The sequence below is a fragment of the Bradyrhizobium sp. 4 genome, from assembly GCF_023100905.1.
Lineage (GTDB): Bacteria > Pseudomonadota > Alphaproteobacteria > Rhizobiales > Xanthobacteraceae > Bradyrhizobium.
On record NZ_CP064686.1, the window covers coordinates 5,473,842 to 5,491,526 of the forward strand.

Consider the following 17,685-nt stretch of genomic DNA (forward strand, 5'->3'; position numbering starts at 1 on the left):
CAGCGCATCTTAAGCCCGCACCGCCGCAAGTCCCGGCACTGCGGCGAAGCCGGCCTTGGTGGCATAGCCGCGCACGATCGCCTCGCGCTGGGAATAGCTCAGCACGTTGTCGACATTGTCGAAACCATCAGGCGCGAGCTGCTCGACGGCGTCGATGACGCCCTCGGGGCCGCCGCGCCGGTTGGAGCGGACGATGTCCGCGGTCATGGGCAGGCGCTTCTTCTCGTATTCAAGCAGCGCCTGGCGCGGATGCTCGGCGCGCACCAGCGCGTCGGCGAGGCAGCGCGCATCGAGGATGGCCTGCGAGGCACCATTGGAGCCAACCGGATACATCGGATGCGCGGCATCGCCGAGCAGCGTCACTCTGCCGGACGACCAATAGGGCAACGGATCGCGGTCGCAGGTCGGATATTCGTAGAACTCGGGCGTGGCCGAGATCAGGCTCTTCACGTCGACGTAAGGCACCGAAAAGCGCGCCACATGCGGCATCAGCTCCTCGCGACGGCCCGGCCGCGACCAGTCTTCCTTCCGCGGCGGCGGCGCGTTGCCCTCGCCGACCCTCACCAGCACCGCCCAATTGGTGAGACGGCTCGCCGGGCTCGATCCCTCCGCGATGGGATAGATCACCACCTTGGCGTTGAGCCCGCCGGCGACGATCATCGACTTGCCGGTAAGGAATAGCGGCCAATCCCGCGCACCGCGCCACAGCATCAGGCCGTTCCAGCACGGCGGCCCCTCGCTCGGGAACAGCGTGTCACGGACCCGCGAATGGATGCCGTCGGCACCAATCAGGATGTCGCCGCGTGCGGTATGGATGTGCGCGCCTGAGCGGTCGAAGAAGTACGCGGTGACGCCGCCCTCGTCCTGCGTGAAGGCACCGAGGCGGCAGCCGGTGTGGATGGCCTCCGGCCCGAGCCGCTCCTCGACGGCCCGATGGATGACGCCTTGAAGGCGGCCGCGGTGGATCGAGAATTGCGGCACATCGTGGCCGGCGTCGATGCCGCGCGCCTCGCGCCAGACTTCCTGGCCGTGACGGTTAAGGTAATAGAGCTGGTCGGTGCGGATCGCGACATCGTCAAGCTGCTGCAGCAGACCGAGGCCTGCCAGCTCACGCATGGCATGGGGCAGCGTGTTGATGCCGACGCCAAGCTCGCGGATGGTGTCGGACTGCTCGAAGATCTCGCAAGCGAGGCCCCGCGAGCGCAGCATCAATGCGGTGGTGAGACCACCGATACCGCCGCCGACGATAATCGCCTTCATCGCCCTCACTCCACTCGGTACACACCAGGCAATGCGGCCAAAGTCGCACGGGCGGTCACTCGGCCGCAAGCGGCTTTGTCGCCTCCGCCTTGAGCTCGGCCCGGGTCTTGGGCTTAGCCTTAATTCTCAGCTCCTCGAGATCCTGCCGGTCGCGCACGCTGTTGCGGAAAATCTGATCTTTTCCGGGAAGATATTGCGGCGGGCAGAACGCGTCGTCCGCCCCGTACCAGGCTGCCGCCCTCATGGTGAAGGAGGGATCGACCAGATGCGGCCGCCCGAGCGCGACGAGGTCAGCCCGGCCGGCAGCCAGGATGGTGTTGGCCTGGTCCGCCGTCGTGATGTTGCCGACGCACATCGTGGCCACGCGCGCCTCATTGCGGACCTGGTCGGAGAACGGGGTCTGGAACATGCGGCCATAGATCGGCTGCGCATCGCGCACGGTCTGCCCGGTCGAGACGTCGACGAGATCGACGCCCGCCTCGGCAAAAGCCCGCGCGATCGCCACTGCGTCGTCGCCGCCGATGCCACCCTCGGCCCAGTCGGTCGCGGAAATGCGCACAGACATCGGCTTGTGCGACGGCCATATGGCCCGCAGCGCCTCGAAGATTTCGAGCGGGAAGCGCAGGCGGTTTTCGAGCGAGCCGCCATACTCATCCGTGCGGGTGTTCGTCAGCGGCGAGATGAAGCTCGCAAGCAGATAGCCGTGGGCGCAGTGCAGTTCGAGCATGTCGAAGCCGCAACGCTCGCCGCGCTCGGCCGCTGCAACGAAAGCGTCCTTCACTGCATTCATGCCGACGCGATCGAGCTCCCGCGGAACCTGGCTGTCGGGAAAATAGGGCAGCGGCGATGCCGAACACACCTTCCAACCGCCCTCCTCGAGCGGACGGTCCATGCCGTCCCACATCAGCTTGGTCGCGCCCTTGCGCCCGGCGTGCCCCAGTTGCAGGCAGATTTTTGCGGCCGAATTGGCATGGACGAAATCAACGATGCGTTGCCAGGAGGCCTCCTGCTCGTCATTCCACAGACCGGCGCAACCGGGCGTGATGCGGGCGTCGCGGGCAACGCAGGTCATCTCCGTGAAGATCAGGCCGGCGCCGCCGATCGCGCGCGATCCGTAATGCACCAGATGGAAATCGGTCGGCACGCCCTCCTTCGCCGAATACATGCACATCGGCGACACCACGGCGCGATTGGCGATCTCCATCTCACGCAGCCGGAAGGGCTGGAACAGCGGCACCATCGGCTTCTCGGTGTCGACTTCGAAACCGCTGTCACGAACACGCTTGGCAAACGATCTTTCGACCTCCGCCACGAAGTCAGGAGCGCGAAGCTTCAGATTATCGTAGGTGATCGCCTTCGAGCGCGTCATCACGCCGAAGGCAAACTGCACGGGATCGAAATCCCAGAAGCGGTCGACATGCTCGAACCAGACCAGCGAGACGTCCGCGGCGTGCTGCGTCTTCTCGACCTCCTCACGCCGCCCGTGCTCATAGACGTCCAGCGCCGCCTTGATGCTGGGCGCCTTCTCCATCGCCTCTGCCAGCGCAATCGCATCTTCCATCGCGAGCTTGGTGCCCGAGCCGATCGAGAAATGCGCGCTCGCCTTGGCGTCGCCGAGCAGAACCATGTTGCCCTTGACCCAGCGCTTGCTGCGGATCATCGGGAAGTTGCGCCACGTCGAACGATTGGTGAGCAATTGATGCCCATCGAGGAACCAGCCGAAGATCTCGGCCATTCGCGCAGCCGACTGGGTCTCGTTCAGCCCCGTCAGCCCGGCGCGTTCGAACGTCTCCGGATCGGTCTCGAAAATCCAGGTCGAGTGCCCGGCTTCATATTGATAGGCATGGGCGATGAACGGTCCCCACTCCGTCTCCTGGAAGATGAAGGTGAAGGCATCCAGCGGCCTGGTCGAACCCATCCAGGCGAACTTGTTGGCACGGAGATCGACTTCCGGCGCGAAATGATCGACATATTTGTCGCGGAAGCGGCTGTTGATGCCGTCTGCGACCAGGATGAGATCGGCGTCAGCGAAGCGGGATTCGTCCTCGACATCCGCCTCGAAGTTCAGGATGACGCCCAGTTCTCGCGCGCGCGCCTGCAGGATCAGGAGCAGCTTCTGCCGCGAGCAGCCACAAAAGCCGTTGCCGCCGACCCGATGGACCGTTCCGCGGAAGTGCACCGCGATGTCGTCCCAGTAGGCGAATTCCTGGGTGATGCGGCGATAGCTCGGGAGGTCGTGCTTCTCGAAATTATCTAGGGTGGCGTCCGAGAACACCACGCCGAAGCCGAAGGTGTCGTCGGCGCGGTTGCGCTCGTACACCGCGATCTCGGCGCTCGGCCGCTGCTTCTTCAGCAGGATTGCAGCGTAGAGACCCGCAGGTCCGCCACCGATGATCGCGACTTTCATGGGAGCCTCGCCAATTCAACCCGGCGAAACTATTTTAAGCCTAAAATAATCTCGCGCAAGTCCCCATTGCGGCAGGCTGCCGGCAAAGGCCGGCCTAGTCGCCCCTGAAGACCGGCTTGACCTTGTTGGCAAAGGCCTCGAAGGCCCGTTCGAAATCGGCGGTTGTCATGCACAGCGCTTGAGCAACGGCCTCCGCCTCGATCGCCTCCTCCACCGACATCGCCCATTCCATGGCCAGCATCCGCTTGGTCATGGTGTTGGCGAAGGTCGGTCCCTCAGCAATCTGCTTGGCCAGTAGCTGTGCCTGGGGCAGCACCTGCTCCGACGTGACGATACGGCTGAAGAAGCCCCAGCGCTCGCCCTCCTCCGCGGTCATGAACCGGCCGGTGTAGAGCAACTCGGAAGCGCGGGACTGTCCGATGATCCGCGGCAGGATCGCGCAGGCGCCCATGTCACAACCGGCAAGGCCCACCTTGTTGAAGAGGAAGGCAACCTTGGCCCCGCTCGCAGCAAGCCGCATGTCCGACGCCATGGCGATGATCGCGCCCGCGCCGGCGCAAATGCCTTCAACCGCGGCAACAATCGGCTGCGGACAGGCCCGCATCGCCTTGACGAGGTCACCGGTCATCCGCGTAAACGCCGTCAGCCCCTTGGTGTCCATTTTCACGAGCGGCCCGATGATCTCGAACACGTCGCCGCCGGACGAAAAATTGGCACCAGCGCCGGTCACGACGATGGACTTGACCGTATCGTCGAACGCGCAGGCGCGAAAGAAATCGGTGAGTTCGCGATAGCTCTCGAAGGTCAACGGATTCTTCCGTTCCGGACGATTGAGCGTGACTGTCGCAACACCATCGACCACGGCCAGCAGGAAGTGCTGCGGCGAATAGTCCGCAAGCGGTAAGGTCACAGGATTGGCTGGTCTGCTCATACGATCTCCTTGGCTTTCTTGTTCCGTGCCGGTGCCATGCGCGCTAAATCTCACCACCGGCAACAGCGATCGCCTGCCCGGTGATTGCGCCGGCGCCCTCGCCGCACAGCCAGAGCACGGTATCCGCGACCTGCTGAGGAGAGATCAATCGCCCTTGCGGATTATGTTTCGCGAGCTCGGCGATGGCCTGCTCGCGGCTGCGCCCCGTCTTTTTCATGATGTTCTCGATGCTGCCGGCAACCAGATCGGTGTCGGTGAAACCGGGACACACTGCGTTGATGGTCACATTGCTGCCAGCCATCTCGAGTGCGAGGGACCGCACGAGACCGACCACAGCGTGCTTGGCCGCGGTGTAGGCGCTGACATAGGCATAGCCCTTGAGCCCCGCCGTCGACGCGATCGCGACGATACGGCCATAGGGACGATCCTTCATCCCGGGCAGCACAGCGCTGACAGCATGGACCACGCCCTTGAAATTGACGTCCATCATGCGCGCGAACAGTGCGCTGTCGGATTTGGCGAACGGCGCGGACTCGGCACTTCCCGCGTTGGCGATCAGGATATCGATCGGCTGCCGTGCACCCGCTTGAGCGATGGCGACTTTCATTGAAGTTTCGTCCGAGACGTCGGCGACGGCCGCAAAATGCGCGGCGCCTGCGCTGACGGCCTCTTCAAGCGTCGCAGCGTTCCGCCCAAGGACGGTCACCGTGGCACCGGCCTCGACGAGCGCTGCTGCGATGGCGCGACCGATACCGCGACCGCCACCGGTCACCAGCGCGTGCGGCGAATGCGGTAATCCGGACATGCGCTGGCTTCCTTGCATTCTGCTGATCGCTCTCTCGATATATTTTAACCTTCAAACTTTTGCAAACAAAGCCCGACTTGGCCTCGCAAACAGCCGCACGCCAAAGACCGGCCTGAAAATTGCTTTAGGTATAAAGTTATCTCTTCCCATCCCTCACAGGCCTGTTAGCATCGAAGGGCCAAGCAAAAGGATGTCGCGTGTCGCAGCCTGCGCCAATGATAACAAAGGACGGCCGCTTCGCCTATGAAGCAGCGGGCGATCCGGGCGGGACACCTCTGATTTTCCTGCATGGCATCGGCGGTGCGGCACGGGCCTGGCGGCAGCAGCTTGCGACATTCGGCGACCGCTTCCACGCGATTGCATGGGACATGCCGGGCTATGGCGGCTCGGCGCCGCTCGCCAGCGTCAGCATCGCTGCCCTGGCGGATGCGCTTCAGCGATTCATCGAGCAGCTTGGGGCGAGCAGGCCGATTCTGGTCGGCCATTCCATCGGCGGCATGATCGTCCAGAAATGGCTGGTGCAATCCCCAAAACTGGCGCGCGCGGTCGTGCTGGCGCAGACCAGCCCGGCGTTCGGCAAGGCCGACGGCGATTGGCAGAAATCGTTTATCGCCGCCCGGCTCGGGCCGCTCGATCGCGGCGAAACGATGAAGTCGCTGGCTCCCTCTCTGGTGAAGGAGCTGGTGGGCGACGATCCTGATCCCAGGGGAATGGAGCTTGCACGCGAGTGCATGGCAAGTGTGCCCGAGGCGAGCTATCGCGCCATGTTGCTGGCCTTGATCGGCTTCGACCAACGCAGCACCCTCAAGGATATTTCCATCCCGACGCTGCTGCTGTCCGGCTCCAAGGACAACAACGCGCCAGCCCCAATGATGGCGAAGACGGCGACCTACATTCCTTCCGCGGAATATGTCGAGCTCGACGCTGTCGGCCATCTCGCCAACCTCGAACGCCCCGATGCCTTTAACGAGGCGCTCGGCCGATTCCTGAATTCCGTCGCGACGAAAACGTAGGATGACTGCGCAATGACCATGCAAGTCAGCAAGACCATCGGCGCGAGTGACAAGGTCGCGCTGGATGCGCCGATCTTCGATCCCGTCGCATTCCGACTGAGCGACGAGCAGGCCGGCATTATCGCGCGGGCGCGCGAGATCGGCCAGAGCGTGTTCGCCGGCCGCGCCGCGACTTACGACCGCGAGGCGATCTTCCCGTCTGAGAATTATCGCGACCTGCATCGCGTCGGCCTGCTCGGTATTGCCGTACCCAAGAAGCATGGCGGGCTCGGCGCGAATTATCAAACCTACGCACTGGCGGCAGCCGAAATCGGCCGCTATTGCGGCGCGACTGCGCTCACCTGGAACATGCATGTCTGCTCGACGCTGTGGTCGGGTCCGCTCGCCGACGATCTCGACATGGATGCTGAAACCCGCGCCGAGCACGAGCAGCGGCGTGCAGTCCACTACAAGCGCATCGTCGAGCATGGCGCGATCTATTCGCAGCCTTTTTCGGAAGGCGGTGCAGCTGCGGCAGGCGGTGTTGCTTTCGGCACGGAAGCGCGGCCGGTCGAGGGCGGCTGGATCGTCAACGGCAAGAAGATCTTTGCATCACTCTCCGGCCATGCGGACTATTACGGCGTTCTCTGCACGGAGATCGAGGAAGGCGAGAAGGCTTCGCGCCGCAATACGCTTTACCTCGCCATCCCCTCAAAATCGGAAGGCGTCTCGGTCGTCGGCGACTGGGACCCGCTCGGCATGCGCGGAACAGTCTCGCGCACGCTGCTGTTCAAGGAGGTGTTCGTGCCGGCAGATTCGGCGCTGATGCCGCGCGGCGTCTATTTCCAGGCCGCGATGCGCTGGCCGCACATGTTCCTGACGCTGTCGCCAACCTATATGGGCCTTGCGCAAGCCGCCTATGACTTCACTGTGCGGTATCTGCGCGGCGAAGTACCGGGCATGCCGCCGGTCAAGCGCAGGATGTATCCGACCAAGCAAATTGCGGTCGCGCAGATGCAGATCAAGCTCGAGCAGATCAAGGCGATCTGGTTCCAGGCCGTCACCGATGCGCGCGCCAATCCGAGCAAGGAGCAGGTGCTTCGCGCTTATGCCGCACAATATTCGGTGATGGAGGGTGCCAATGAGCTCGCCGCGCTCGCGATCCGCACCTGCGGCGGACAGGCCATGCTGCGCTCGCTGCCGCTGGAGCGCATCTATCGCGATAGCCGCTGCGGCTCGCTGATGTTGCCCTGGACAGCCGAGCTCTGCCTCGACCGGATCGGGCGCGAGGCGCTGTACGAGGCCGGCGAAACGGACGACTAACGGTGGATCTCTGCAGTCTGATCGATCGCAACGCGGCGTTCGCGCCAGACAAGACGGCCATCGCCTTCGAGGGCGAACGGTTGAGCTATGCGGCATTCGCTGCACGCATCGAGCGGACGGCGGCGACGTTGAAGCAGGAGCTCGGCGTCGGCCGGGGCGACCGCGTTGCGATCCTCAGCCTGAACCGGCCGGACTATCTGGTTCTGCTCTATGCCTGCGCGCGGCTCGGCGCGATGCTGGTGCCCCTGAACTGGCGGCTCGCTGTCGCCGAGCAGCTCTTCATCCTCAACGATGCCGGCGCCAAGGTCCTGGTGCTCGAGCAGGCATTTGAGGGGGTCCTTGCCGAGCTTGAGGGGACCGCAATCGTCGGGCTCGATTTCGAGCCGGCCCGCAGCATGACGTTCGAAAACCTGTTGGCTCGAAGCCGCGGCACCGGCCGCAACCCGCACACTGATCTCTCCTGTCCGCTCCTCATTGTCTACACATCGGGAACGACCGGACGACCCAAAGGCGCAGTGCTGCGCCAGGAGGCGTTGTTCTGGAACGGCGTCATGAGCCAGCACATGCACAACATGACGTCCGATGACCATGTGCTGACGCTGCTACCGTTCTTCCACGTCGGTGGCCTCAACATCCAGACCACGGCGGCGCTCCAGCTGGGCGCGACGGTCACGGTTCACGCACGCTTCACGCCGGACACCGCGCTTGCAGCCATCGAACGGGAACGGCCGACCTTGACCGTGATGGTGCCGGCGATCATCCAGGCGGTGAGCGAGCATCCCGCCTGGCCCACGTCCGACCTTTCGTCACTCAAAGCCGTCGCGACCGGCTCGACCATCGTGCCGCCGCATCTGATCGACCGCTTCGTGGCGCGCGGCGTACCCGTGCTTCAGGTCTACGGCTCGACGGAAACTTGTCCCATCGCAGTCTACACCCGGCTTGGTGGCGATCTTTCGCGCGCGGGATCGACCGGACTTGCCGGCCTGTGCTGCGAAGCGAAAGTGATCGATCACGCCGGCAACGAGGTGCCGACGGGAGCGCCGGGGGAGATCGCAGTGCGCGGCCCCAACGTGTTCTTCGAATATTGGGGCAATGCGGACGCAACGCGCGATGCGCTACACGACGGCTGGTATCGTACCGGCGATATCGGCCTGTGCGACGCGGACGGCTATTTCTGGGTGCGCGACCGCAAGAAGAACATGATCATTTCCGGCGGCGAGAACATCTATCCGGCGGAGGTCGAACGCGTCCTGCTGGAACATCCCGATGTCAGCGAATGCGCCGTGATCGGCCGGCCCGATCCACGCTGGGACGAGGTGCCCATCGCCTACGTGATCCCGCGATCCGGCTGTCGGCTCGAAGCAGACGCGTTGAAAGCGCATCTTCAAGCCCAACTCGCCCGCTACAAGGTTCCGCGCGACATCGTTTTCGTCACCGACCTGCCGCGCACAGCGCTGGGCAAGGTCCAGCATTTCCTGCTGAAGCAGCTTGATGCGCAATCGCGCGCGCAAGGAGAAGCATCTTGAAGATTGCGGTTCTGGGTGGGGGAAACGGCTCTTTCGCGGCCGCGGGCGATTTTGCGCTGTCGGGACATGAGGTCCGGCTCTGGCGCCGCGACGCGGATCAGGTCGCAGCCCATCGCGCCGCCGGCTCGCGCATCCTGGTGAAGGATCATGACGGCCGTCACGACGTCAAGCTCGCGCTGGTCACCGCTGCCATCGCCGAAGCCGTCAACGGCGCAGAGCTGATCCTGTGCCCCGCCCCCGCCTTCGCGCAGTCTGATATTGCGCGCCTGCTTGCTCCACATCTGCAGGATGGACAGGTCGTGTTTCTGCCGCCGGCCACGTTCGGTTCGATGATCTTCGCCCAGGCTGCGCGGGATGCCGGCAACCCCGCCAACGCGTGCTTTGCCGAAACCGGGACCTTGCCCTGGCTGGCCCGCAAGCACGGCCCGTTCGAGGTCGCGATCACCATCCGCGCCAAGCGACTGCCGGTCGGCGTTTTCCCGCTCGATCAGGCGCCGCGTGCGCTTGCGGTGATTGGACAGGCTTTCGCCAACGCAATCGAGCCGTGCGGCGATGCTCTCTCCGGTGCGCTGATGAATGCAGGCCCGATTATCCATCCGCCGCTGATCGTGATGAATGCAGGCCCGATCGAGCATTTCGAAAAGTGGGACATCCACAAGGAAGGAACGCAAGCCGCGATTCGCCGTGTCACCGACGCGCTCGATGCCGAACGGATTGCCGTGCGTGAGGCGCTCGGATATGGCGCACCGCATTTTCCGCTCGCCCATCACTATGCCAAGGAAGGCGAGATCTGGATGTATGGCCGCGGCTCGCACGACCGGCTGACCGATTCCGGCGACTGGCGCGAGCGGATCGTGCTGACCGAGCACCGCTACATGAGAGAAGATTTGCGGCTTGGGCTATCGCTGCTGGTCTCTGTCGCCGGCCTGGCGGGCGTGGCTACGCCGCTGGCCAAAGGATTTCTGGCCATCGGTGGCGCAATCTGCGGTGAGGATTTCACGCAAGGCGGCCGAACCCTCGAGAAGCTGGGCCTCGGCAATCTCGACAAGGCCGCTTTGCAGACGCTTCTTCGCAAGGGATTTTGACCGATGACCAGCCGAGCCACAATCGCCTGTCTCGGGGCCGGCCGGATGGGCCGCGGCATCGCCGTCGCGTTCGCCTACGCGGGGCATATGGTCACGATGATCGACATCAAGGCCCGTTCAGCCGAAGATTTCGCCAGGCTGGAGGCAGATGCGCTCGGCGAAGTCAGGAAGACCTTTGCCAGCCTGGCGAAGCTGGGGCTACTGACCGAGGCGGATGTCGATCCGCTGATCGCGCGGGTCTCGGTGGTGCCGGCCAGCCAGAGCGATGCGGCACTGTCCGATGCGGGAATAATCTTCGAAGGGGTCCCCGAGATCGTCGAGCTCAAGCGAAATGTGCTGGGGGCGGCCTCAAAACAAGTCGGCCCCGATACGATCATCGCATCGACGACGTCGACCATCCTTGTCGACGATCTCTCTGGCGCGATCGTGAATCCTCGCCGCTTCCTCAATGTGCACTGGCTCAATCCGGCCTATCTGATCCCGCTGGTCGAGGTTTCGCCAGGCAAGGCCACCGATCCAGGCATCGTCGAGGAGGTCAAGGCGCTACTCGAAGGCATCGGCAAGGTGCCGGTGGTCTGCGCGGCGACGCCCGGCTTCATCGTTCCGCGCATCCAGGCGCTGGCGATGAACGAGGCCGCGCGCATGGTCGAGGAAGGCGTCGCCAGCGCCGAGGAGATCGACAAGGCGATCCGCTACGGCTTCGGCTTCCGCTACGCCGTGCTTGGGCTGCTCGAATTCATCGATTGGGGCGGCGGCGACATCCTCTACTACGCCAGTCGTTATCTCGAGGGCGCACTCGGCAGCGACCGCTATCGCGCGCCGGAGGTCATTTCACGGAACATGCAGGAGGGCCGGATCGGCCTGCGAACGGGCGCAGGCTTTCTCGATTACTCAGGTATGGACATCGACGCCTATCGGGCAAAACGGCTTCAGGCCATGGTCGACCTGCTCCGTCACTTTGACCTGGCTCGCCCGCCGGTGCTCGATCGGAACTAGCCGAACACGTCCTGCAGCACCCCTTCACTCACCACGGCGGCACCATCGAGCTCGATCGTCGTCCCCATCATCGGCAGATCGAAATGGCCCGCCGTGTAACGGCCCGCGAATTCGTTGGCACCGGTCGAGAACAGGAAGTTGCCGGAGACGGCACGAATTTCCGTGCCGTTGGTGTCGCGCTGGTCATACATCGACAGCGCCTCGTAGCGCGCGCGGGGATTCATGCCGAAGCCGACATGCGACACCGCATAGGCTTCTCGATCGCCCCAGGCCTCAAGATAGGCACGCATCATTGCGGCATCCGTGCCCTCGCCTTCCAGCTCGACGACATAATCGTCCTTCAGTGTCATCTTCACCGGCGACGTCAGGTACCGCTTGAAAGTCAGGTTGATGTCGCCTGGCGCCATCACCAGCGTGCCATTGATCGTTCCGCTCTTGGGGAAGCTGACGACGATCCCGCCGGGCCAATGCGCCAGTGTACCGGGCTTGTCCGTCCACCCCCACACGCCGACCGTGGATGCGCCGACCATATCGACGTCGAGCGCAGTGCCGGCCTTCGACGTCACCCGCATCCGCTTGGTCCCGCGCAGCATCTTCGCCGCCGCGCGAACGCGCTTCTCGAGCGCGGAATCCGGCACCATCCGCTCCAGCGCTTCGGGATGCTCGTTGGAGATCACCAGGATGCGCGCGCCGGCTTTGAGGATCTCGGGTGTCTCCACCGCATGCATCAAGCCCTCTATGGTGCAATCCACCACAAAGCCGGCTTGTTGAAGCGCGGTAATGACCGGGCCGAGCCGCTGGATCGCCTCGCTCGCCCCTGTCGAGCGAACCGGAACGATATTCCGGTTACGCGGGGTCGGCATGACCACGTGAAACGGTCGGGCGCCCATCCGCAACAGCGCGAGCTCCGCCAGATGAACGTTCAACGCACGTGACTGGGTTTCCGAGAGGATCGCCGCGGTATCGCCGGCCTTGACGGCGCATCGCTCAAAAATCTCGCAAAATGCGTCGATCCATTTTGCCTCAATGCGATCAGCCAGCATGTCTACTCCCGTCTTTCTGTTTCTTCTTCGTCAGTTCATGCTTCGGGGAAACCCCGCAGCAGATACGCGCGCACTGCCCCCAGCAGACCATTGAGGATCAGGCCCAGCAGCGAGATCGTGATCAGCGGCACGAACATGTCGACGGCCTGAAAGGTCCGGGCCGCCGTGACGAGCACATGTCCGAGCCCGTCGCTCGACGTGATCATCTCCGCCAGAAACACCACGATGCAGGAAATGACAAGGCCGATCCGGCAACCGGTCAGGATCGACGGCATCGCGGCCGGCAGCACCACCTTGAACAGGATCTCATAGCGCGGCGTTCCCGCCGCCATGGCCGACCAGATCAGCTTCTGCTCCACCGTCGACGCGCCGTAATAGGTAGACAACAGAATGGGAAAGAGTGCATCCGCCGCCACCAGCGTGATCTTCGATCCGTGACCGAAGCCGAGCAGCAGCAGCAATGCTGGATAGAGCGCGACCTTTGGCAAGGGTGCAAGCACGCGAACGATCGGCCGAACCACGGCGTTGATAGCCGGATTGGCGGCAGCGGCGATGCCGATGCTGACACCGAGCACGACCGCAATCGCGAAGCCGGCAAACAGCCGGATCAGAGTCGCCGCGATCTCCTGCTGAAACGTCCAGGTCAGGAGTTGCTGAAGCAGCCTGCTGAATACGTATCCCGGCGGCGGGAGCAAGACAGCAGGCGCAAAGCCAAACGATACAAGGCCTTGCCACAGCGCGATCACCAGCACGATCGGCGCAAGCCCGAGAATGATGCTGGTGGAGCGAAGCTGCGGCATCATGAGAAGCTCAGCGGCATGTCGAACTGCGGTTCAGACCAGCGCACCAGCCTTGCGCGGACCCGCTCGAAGATCGCATCCAGGCATATTCCCATCGCGCCGACGATGATGATCATCGCAAAGACGGTGTCGTATTGGCCCATGTCGAGAGCGTTGAACAAGATGTTGCCGGCGCCGGACTGACGGGCGATCATCTCGCTGGTGATCATCGTGATCAGCGCCAGCACGAGTCCGGTGCGGCAACCGGTCAGAATTTCCGGCAGCGCCGCCGGCAGTACGATCCGGACCAGCCGTTGCGCAGGCGAAAGCCCCATCGCGGCACCCGACCATAGCATCTTCTCTTCCACCGCCTTGGCGCCCTCGAAGCTGTGATAGATCACGGGCAAGCTGACGCCGAGGAAGATCACCAGCGTCTTCGTGATGTCGCCGACGCCGAGCCACAGCATGATGATCGGCATCAAGGCGGCCTTCGGCACCGGGTAGATTACCATCAGGAGCGGATTGAAGAAGGCCGCGACGGCCCGGCTGCGGCCCATCAACAGGCCGAGCGGAATCGAAACCGATACCGCTATGCCAAACCCGACCGCCATGCGGCGGAGCGAGGCCAGGATGTTGATCAGCGATTCCTTGTCCCCGAGAATGTCCGGGATTGCACGAATTGCTTCGATCGCCGTCGGAAAGCTGTCATTCTTCAACGCGAGGGACGCCGCCTGCCAGATCGCGAGCAATCCGATGCAGGCAAGCACCGGGGCAGCCCGTCTCGCCAAAGCGGCGGGCGATATCATGACGGAGACCCGACAGGGTCGGTCTCGTCGAACATCCGCTCGATATCGACCACGTATTTCTGGTAGCGTGGATCGAGCAGCAGATCGCTGCGGCGGCGCGGCCGCGGCAGATCGATGTCGATGACCTCGCGGATGCGGCCGGGGGACTTCGACATCATCACGACCTTGTCTGAGAGGAAAACCGCTTCGTCCACCGAATGAGTGACGAACAGCACCGTCTTGCGATCACGCTCCCAGATATTCAACAGATCGTTCTGCAGCCGCGTTCTCGTGTGAGCATCGAGCGCGCCGAACGGCTCGTCCATCAACAGAACCTCAGGATGGTAAGCCAGCGTTCGAGCCAGCGCTACGCGCTGCTTCATGCCGCCGGACAGCTCCTTGGGATAGAAGTTCTCATAGCCCTTGAGCCCGACCATTTCGATCAAGGCCCGGCTCTGTGCTTCCGCCTCGGCGGTGCGCACGCCCTGCTGGCGAGGGCCATACATCACATTGCCCAGTACGGTCTTCCACGGAAACAATGCGAATTCCTGAAACACCGGGCCGCGATCCGGCCCTGGACCCGTGATCGTCCGTCCCTTGATCTTCGCTGAACCGCTGGTCGGGCTGACGAAGCCGCCGACGACGTAAAGCAGTGTCGACTTGCCGCAGCCGGACGGACCAAGGATGGAGACGAAGGCTCCTTCGTCGATCGCCAGCGAGATGTCCGATAGCGCTACATGATCCTTGCGCGCCGAGGTCTGAAATACCTGCGAGACGCTCTCGATCTCGATGATTGCAGAAGCCGGTTTTTGCGGCGTCACCGGTCTCACCCATTCGCTCGATCTCGAAGGCACTACCTTCATCCCGTCTCACTTCGTTCGCGCGACCCCTGCGCAACAGGCTTGCTGAACATCCTTCGTCAGCGACGCGAGCTTAGCAAGAAACTTGCCAGACGTTTGGCTGTTTTCGGGCAAGTGCGCCGCGTCATCCGAACCAGGGCCATTCCGCGGGCCCCTCATGCGTCACGGCTCCGCCCGGTGCCTGGCCAACCAATCGGGCATATTTCGCCAGCGCGCCGGCACGGTGACGAGGCGGACGCGGCTTCCAATCGTGCCGGCGAGCAGCGAGTTCCTGCTCGTCGACCAGCATATCCATCCGCCGCTTCGCAGCATCGATCCGGATCCTGTCGCCATCGCGAACCAGCGCCAGCGGACCGCCGACGAAGGCCTCGGGAGACACATAGCCGATGCACATTCCGCGCGTGGCGCCAGAGAAGCGTCCATCCGTGATCAGGGCCACCTTCTCGCCCATGCCCTGTCCATAGATCAGCGCCGTGACGCCGAGCATCTCGCGCATGCCGGGGCCGCCCACCGGCCCCTCGTTTCGGATCACGAGAACCTCGCCCGCCTGATAGGTGCGATCACGAACCGCAGCGACGCAGGCCTCCTCGTCTTCGAAAACGCGCGCCACGCCTTCAAAGAACTGACTCTTCAGGCCCGCGACCTTGATGACCGCGCCGTCGGGACAGAGGTTTCCCTTCAGCACAGCGACGCCGCCATCTGGCATGATCGGGGCGCGAGCCGCGTAAACGACCTCGCCGTCAGGTGCATTGGCGGCGCCGTATTCTTCGGCAAGTGTACGGCCCGTGACAGACAAGCAGCTGCCATCAATATGCCCGCTCTGGATCAGCTCCCGGATCACCACGGCGGCACCGCCGATATCGTAGACATCCTTCGCCGTATATTTGCCTCCAGGCCGCAGGTTTCCAATCAGCGGCGTCCTGGCAAAAACCTCGCCGACATCGTCGATCGTGAATGCGATCCCGGCCTCGTTTGCGATCGCCGGCAGATGTAGCGCAGCATTGGTCGAACCGCCCGTGGCGGCCACGATCGCCGCACCGTTTTCCAGGGATTTCCGCGTCACGACGTCGCGCGGCAACGGCCCGCCGCGCTCCAGCATCTCCATGACGAGGCGCCCGGCCCGCCTGGATATCTGCGCGCGTTCGGCATAGACACCCGGCACCATCGACACGTTGGGAATGGTGAGGCCCATCGCCTCCGACACCATCCCCATGGTGTTGGCAGTGAATTGGCCGGCGCACGCGCCGATGGTCGGCAGGCACGCCCGCTCGATGCGCTCGAGCGTGGCACTGTCGATCTCTCCGGTCATGAAGCTGCCGACAGCCTCATAGGAGTCGAGCACGGTGAGGGTCCGCCCGTCCATACGGCCCGGCAGCGCGCTGCCGCCATAGATGAAAATGGACGGGACGTTGCACCGGACCATGCCCATCATCACGCCGGGAAGCGTCTTGTCGCATCCGCCATATCCGATCAGCGCATCGTAGGCGAGACCATGGACGACGGCTTCGATCGAGTCGGCAATCAGCTCCCGCGAAAACAGCGAGAACTTCATCCCCTCGTGATTCATGCTGATACCATCGGAAACCGACACGGTCGAAAACTCGCGCGGCGTGCCGCCGGCCTCCTCAATTCCGGTCTTGGCCGCCGCGACCTGAAAGTCGTGCGTCATGTTGCAGGGTGTCTGTTCGCCCTTCATGCTGACGACGCCGACCATCGGCTTGGCAATCGCAGCGTCGTCGAGCCCCATGGCGCGCATGAATGCGCGGTGCGGGGCCCGGTCGAGACCATCCGTCGTGATCCGAGATCGGAGCTTCTTCATACGTGCATCTTCTTCATGCAACGTCCCGGATCATCCTGGACGCCACACCTTCTCGCTCGGTTCGTTCGCCCGATCGCCTATTGCAGTGGAGCGACAATCGTCGAATGCTTGAATTGCGCGACATCCAATTTCGGCAGCATCCCTGTCTCCGCGTAGATGTCCAGCATCTTCTGGATCGCCGGGAAATTCGGCGCCGCACCCGGATCGCGGCCAAAATCATTGTCCTTGAGCAGATAGGTCTCGAGAACCGGAATAGGTGCCTTCAGGACTTCGTTGACGACCTTCAACGTCTCTTCGCGGTTCGCCAGCGCTTTCTTCATGCCGGAGGTAATGTCACGCACGTAAGCCTTGACCAATTCCGGGTTCTTGTCGACGAAATCGGCACGGCAGGCTTCCAGGATGTGCACGATGTTCGGCATCGCCTGCGACAGCGAGAACAGTTTCCGCGTGCCGCCCTTTGCCTCCGCGCGCGCGGCAAACGGCTGGTTCATGTTGACCGCATCGACGCGGCCCTGCCGCAACGCATCTTCGGAGACGGCAAAGCCGACCTCGACCAGCTTGATGTCCTTGGCCGGATCGATGCCGTTCTGCTTTAGCAACAGATTGAACGGGCCTTGCGTGCCGCCGCCGATTACGGAAATTCCGACCGTCTTGCCTTTGAGATCGGCGATCGTCTTGATCGGGGAGTCGTCCATGACAGCCCAGTAGACGGAGAAACCGCCGGCCTTCTCGAAGACGTGCTGCGCCACGATGTAGGCCTTGAGGTTGCCGCCAACCACGCCGTTGGCGAGCGACAGCGGCGCCTGCGTCGCGCAATCCAGCGCGCCGGCCGCCAAGGCCTGCGTCATCGGAGCGGTGCCCTGAAACTGGGTCCATTCGATGTTGTAGGCCTTGCCGATGTTGGGAAACTCAGCCGGGCGGCGCATCATCCAGTATTTGGATTCCTCGGCTGGAATCGTCCAGCCGACGCGAATTGTCTGCTGCGCCCATGATGGGCCCGCGCTCACGGCCGCTGCCGCCCCCAAAGCCAGGATCCACTTCGAAACGGTTCGCATCGTGCCCACTCCGCTGCCC

Annotated in this window: 15 protein-coding genes; 5 read left to right on the plus strand and 10 right to left on the minus strand. The window is 63.4% G+C overall.

Annotated features, from left to right (window positions below):
- Positions 1-9 precede the first annotated feature (9 nt).
- The 4 genes from IVB45_RS26060 to IVB45_RS26075 all read right to left on the minus strand — a co-directional run bounded on the left by IVB45_RS26060 (position 10) and on the right by IVB45_RS26075 (position 5,403).
- The gene (locus IVB45_RS26060) at positions 10-1,260 is read right to left on the minus strand and encodes a flavin-dependent oxidoreductase (RefSeq protein WP_027566693.1); all 1,251 of its coding nucleotides are present in this window, start codon (positions 1,258-1,260) and stop codon (positions 10-12) included.
- A 55-nt stretch (positions 1,261-1,315) separates the two neighbouring features.
- A complete protein-coding gene (locus IVB45_RS26065) occupies positions 1,316-3,667 on the minus strand; it encodes a bifunctional salicylyl-CoA 5-hydroxylase/oxidoreductase (RefSeq protein WP_247356529.1) in 2,352 nt (783 codons plus the stop codon).
- A gap of 94 nt (positions 3,668-3,761) precedes the next feature.
- Positions 3,762-4,598 (minus strand): enoyl-CoA hydratase family protein, encoded by an 837-nt coding sequence (locus IVB45_RS26070; protein ID WP_247356670.1) that lies wholly within the window; start codon positions 4,596-4,598, stop codon positions 3,762-3,764.
- Between the two features lie 43 nt (positions 4,599-4,641).
- Entirely contained in the window at positions 4,642-5,403 is a 762-nt protein-coding gene (locus tag IVB45_RS26075; RefSeq protein WP_247356527.1) for an SDR family oxidoreductase, read from the minus strand.
- A 215-nt stretch (positions 5,404-5,618) separates the two neighbouring features.
- Between IVB45_RS26075 and IVB45_RS26080 the strand changes: the two genes are divergently transcribed.
- From IVB45_RS26080 to IVB45_RS26100, 5 genes are read left to right on the plus strand one after another with little or no spacing between them, the layout of a single operon-like run.
- Positions 5,619-6,416: an alpha/beta hydrolase gene (locus tag IVB45_RS26080; protein ID WP_247356525.1), complete on the plus strand. Its 798-nt coding sequence runs from the start codon at positions 5,619-5,621 to the stop codon at positions 6,414-6,416.
- A 12-nt stretch (positions 6,417-6,428) separates the two neighbouring features.
- Entirely contained in the window at positions 6,429-7,718 is a 1,290-nt protein-coding gene (locus tag IVB45_RS26085) for an acyl-CoA dehydrogenase family protein (RefSeq protein ID WP_247356522.1), read from the plus strand.
- Positions 7,719-7,720: 2 nt separating this feature from the next.
- A complete protein-coding gene (locus IVB45_RS26090) occupies positions 7,721-9,244 on the plus strand; it encodes a long-chain fatty acid--CoA ligase (protein WP_247356521.1) in 1,524 nt (507 codons plus the stop codon).
- On the plus strand, positions 9,241-10,329 hold the full coding sequence (locus IVB45_RS26095) for an NAD/NADP-dependent octopine/nopaline dehydrogenase family protein (RefSeq protein WP_247356520.1): 1,089 nt from the start codon (positions 9,241-9,243) through the stop codon (positions 10,327-10,329). Before IVB45_RS26090 ends, IVB45_RS26095 begins: the two co-directional genes overlap by 4 nt.
- Positions 10,330-10,332: 3 nt before the next feature.
- Positions 10,333-11,325: a 3-hydroxybutyryl-CoA dehydrogenase gene (locus IVB45_RS26100; RefSeq protein WP_247356519.1), complete on the plus strand. Its 993-nt coding sequence runs from the start codon at positions 10,333-10,335 to the stop codon at positions 11,323-11,325.
- On the opposite strand, the gene IVB45_RS26105 is transcribed toward IVB45_RS26100, so the two are convergent.
- From IVB45_RS26105 to IVB45_RS26130, 6 genes are all read right to left on the minus strand, one after another.
- Positions 11,322-12,368: a peptidase M29 gene (locus tag IVB45_RS26105; protein WP_247356518.1), complete on the minus strand. Its 1,047-nt coding sequence runs from the start codon at positions 12,366-12,368 to the stop codon at positions 11,322-11,324. The two genes, IVB45_RS26100 and IVB45_RS26105, sit on opposite strands and share 4 nt — an antisense overlap.
- Before the next feature lie 35 nt (positions 12,369-12,403).
- Complete coding sequence (locus tag IVB45_RS26110) at positions 12,404-13,171, minus strand: ABC transporter permease subunit (RefSeq protein ID WP_027519277.1); 768 nt, start codon at positions 13,169-13,171, stop codon at positions 12,404-12,406.
- Positions 13,168-13,953 (minus strand): ABC transporter permease, encoded by a 786-nt coding sequence (locus IVB45_RS26115; RefSeq protein WP_027566683.1) that lies wholly within the window; start codon positions 13,951-13,953, stop codon positions 13,168-13,170. The genes IVB45_RS26110 and IVB45_RS26115 overlap by 4 nt, the downstream gene beginning before the upstream one ends.
- Complete coding sequence (locus tag IVB45_RS26120; RefSeq protein WP_247356517.1) at positions 13,950-14,795, minus strand: ABC transporter ATP-binding protein; 846 nt, start codon at positions 14,793-14,795, stop codon at positions 13,950-13,952. The genes IVB45_RS26115 and IVB45_RS26120 overlap by 4 nt, the downstream gene beginning before the upstream one ends.
- Before the next feature lie 121 nt (positions 14,796-14,916).
- Positions 14,917-16,611 carry a dihydroxy-acid dehydratase gene (ilvD, locus tag IVB45_RS26125; RefSeq protein WP_247356516.1) on the minus strand — a complete coding sequence of 565 codons (1,695 nt, stop codon included), beginning with the start codon at positions 16,609-16,611 and terminating at the stop codon, positions 14,917-14,919.
- 77 nt (positions 16,612-16,688) lie between these two features.
- On the minus strand, positions 16,689-17,666 hold the full coding sequence (locus IVB45_RS26130; protein WP_247356515.1) for an ABC transporter substrate-binding protein: 978 nt from the start codon (positions 17,664-17,666) through the stop codon (positions 16,689-16,691).
- Between the last annotated feature and the right edge of the window lie 19 nt (positions 17,667-17,685).

Coding starts and splice junctions, on each gene's coding strand:
- IVB45_RS26060 (WP_027566693.1), bottom strand. CDS start 1,260: ATGAAGGCGATTATCGTCGGCGGCGGTATCGGTGGTCTCACCACCGCA.
- IVB45_RS26065 (WP_247356529.1), bottom strand. CDS start 3,667: ATGAAAGTCGCGATCATCGGTGGCGGACCTGCGGGTCTCTACGCTGCA.
- IVB45_RS26070 (WP_247356670.1), bottom strand. CDS start 4,598: ATGAGCAGACCAGCCAATCCTGTGACCTTACCGCTTGCGGACTATTCG.
- IVB45_RS26075 (WP_247356527.1), bottom strand. CDS start 5,403: ATGTCCGGATTACCGCATTCGCCGCACGCGCTGGTGACCGGTGGCGGT.
- IVB45_RS26080 (WP_247356525.1), top strand. CDS start 5,619: ATGATAACAAAGGACGGCCGCTTCGCCTATGAAGCAGCGGGCGATCCG.
- IVB45_RS26085 (WP_247356522.1), top strand. CDS start 6,429: ATGACCATGCAAGTCAGCAAGACCATCGGCGCGAGTGACAAGGTCGCG.
- IVB45_RS26100 (WP_247356519.1), top strand. CDS start 10,333: ATGACCAGCCGAGCCACAATCGCCTGTCTCGGGGCCGGCCGGATGGGC.
- IVB45_RS26105 (WP_247356518.1), bottom strand. CDS start 12,368: ATGCTGGCTGATCGCATTGAGGCAAAATGGATCGACGCATTTTGCGAG.
- IVB45_RS26110 (WP_027519277.1), bottom strand. CDS start 13,171: ATGATGCCGCAGCTTCGCTCCACCAGCATCATTCTCGGGCTTGCGCCG.
- IVB45_RS26115 (WP_027566683.1), bottom strand. CDS start 13,953: ATGATATCGCCCGCCGCTTTGGCGAGACGGGCTGCCCCGGTGCTTGCC.
- IVB45_RS26120 (WP_247356517.1), bottom strand. CDS start 14,795: ATGAAGGTAGTGCCTTCGAGATCGAGCGAATGGGTGAGACCGGTGACG.
- ilvD (WP_247356516.1), bottom strand. CDS start 16,611: ATGAAGAAGCTCCGATCTCGGATCACGACGGATGGTCTCGACCGGGCC.
- IVB45_RS26130 (WP_247356515.1), bottom strand. CDS start 17,666: ATGCGAACCGTTTCGAAGTGGATCCTGGCTTTGGGGGCGGCAGCGGCC.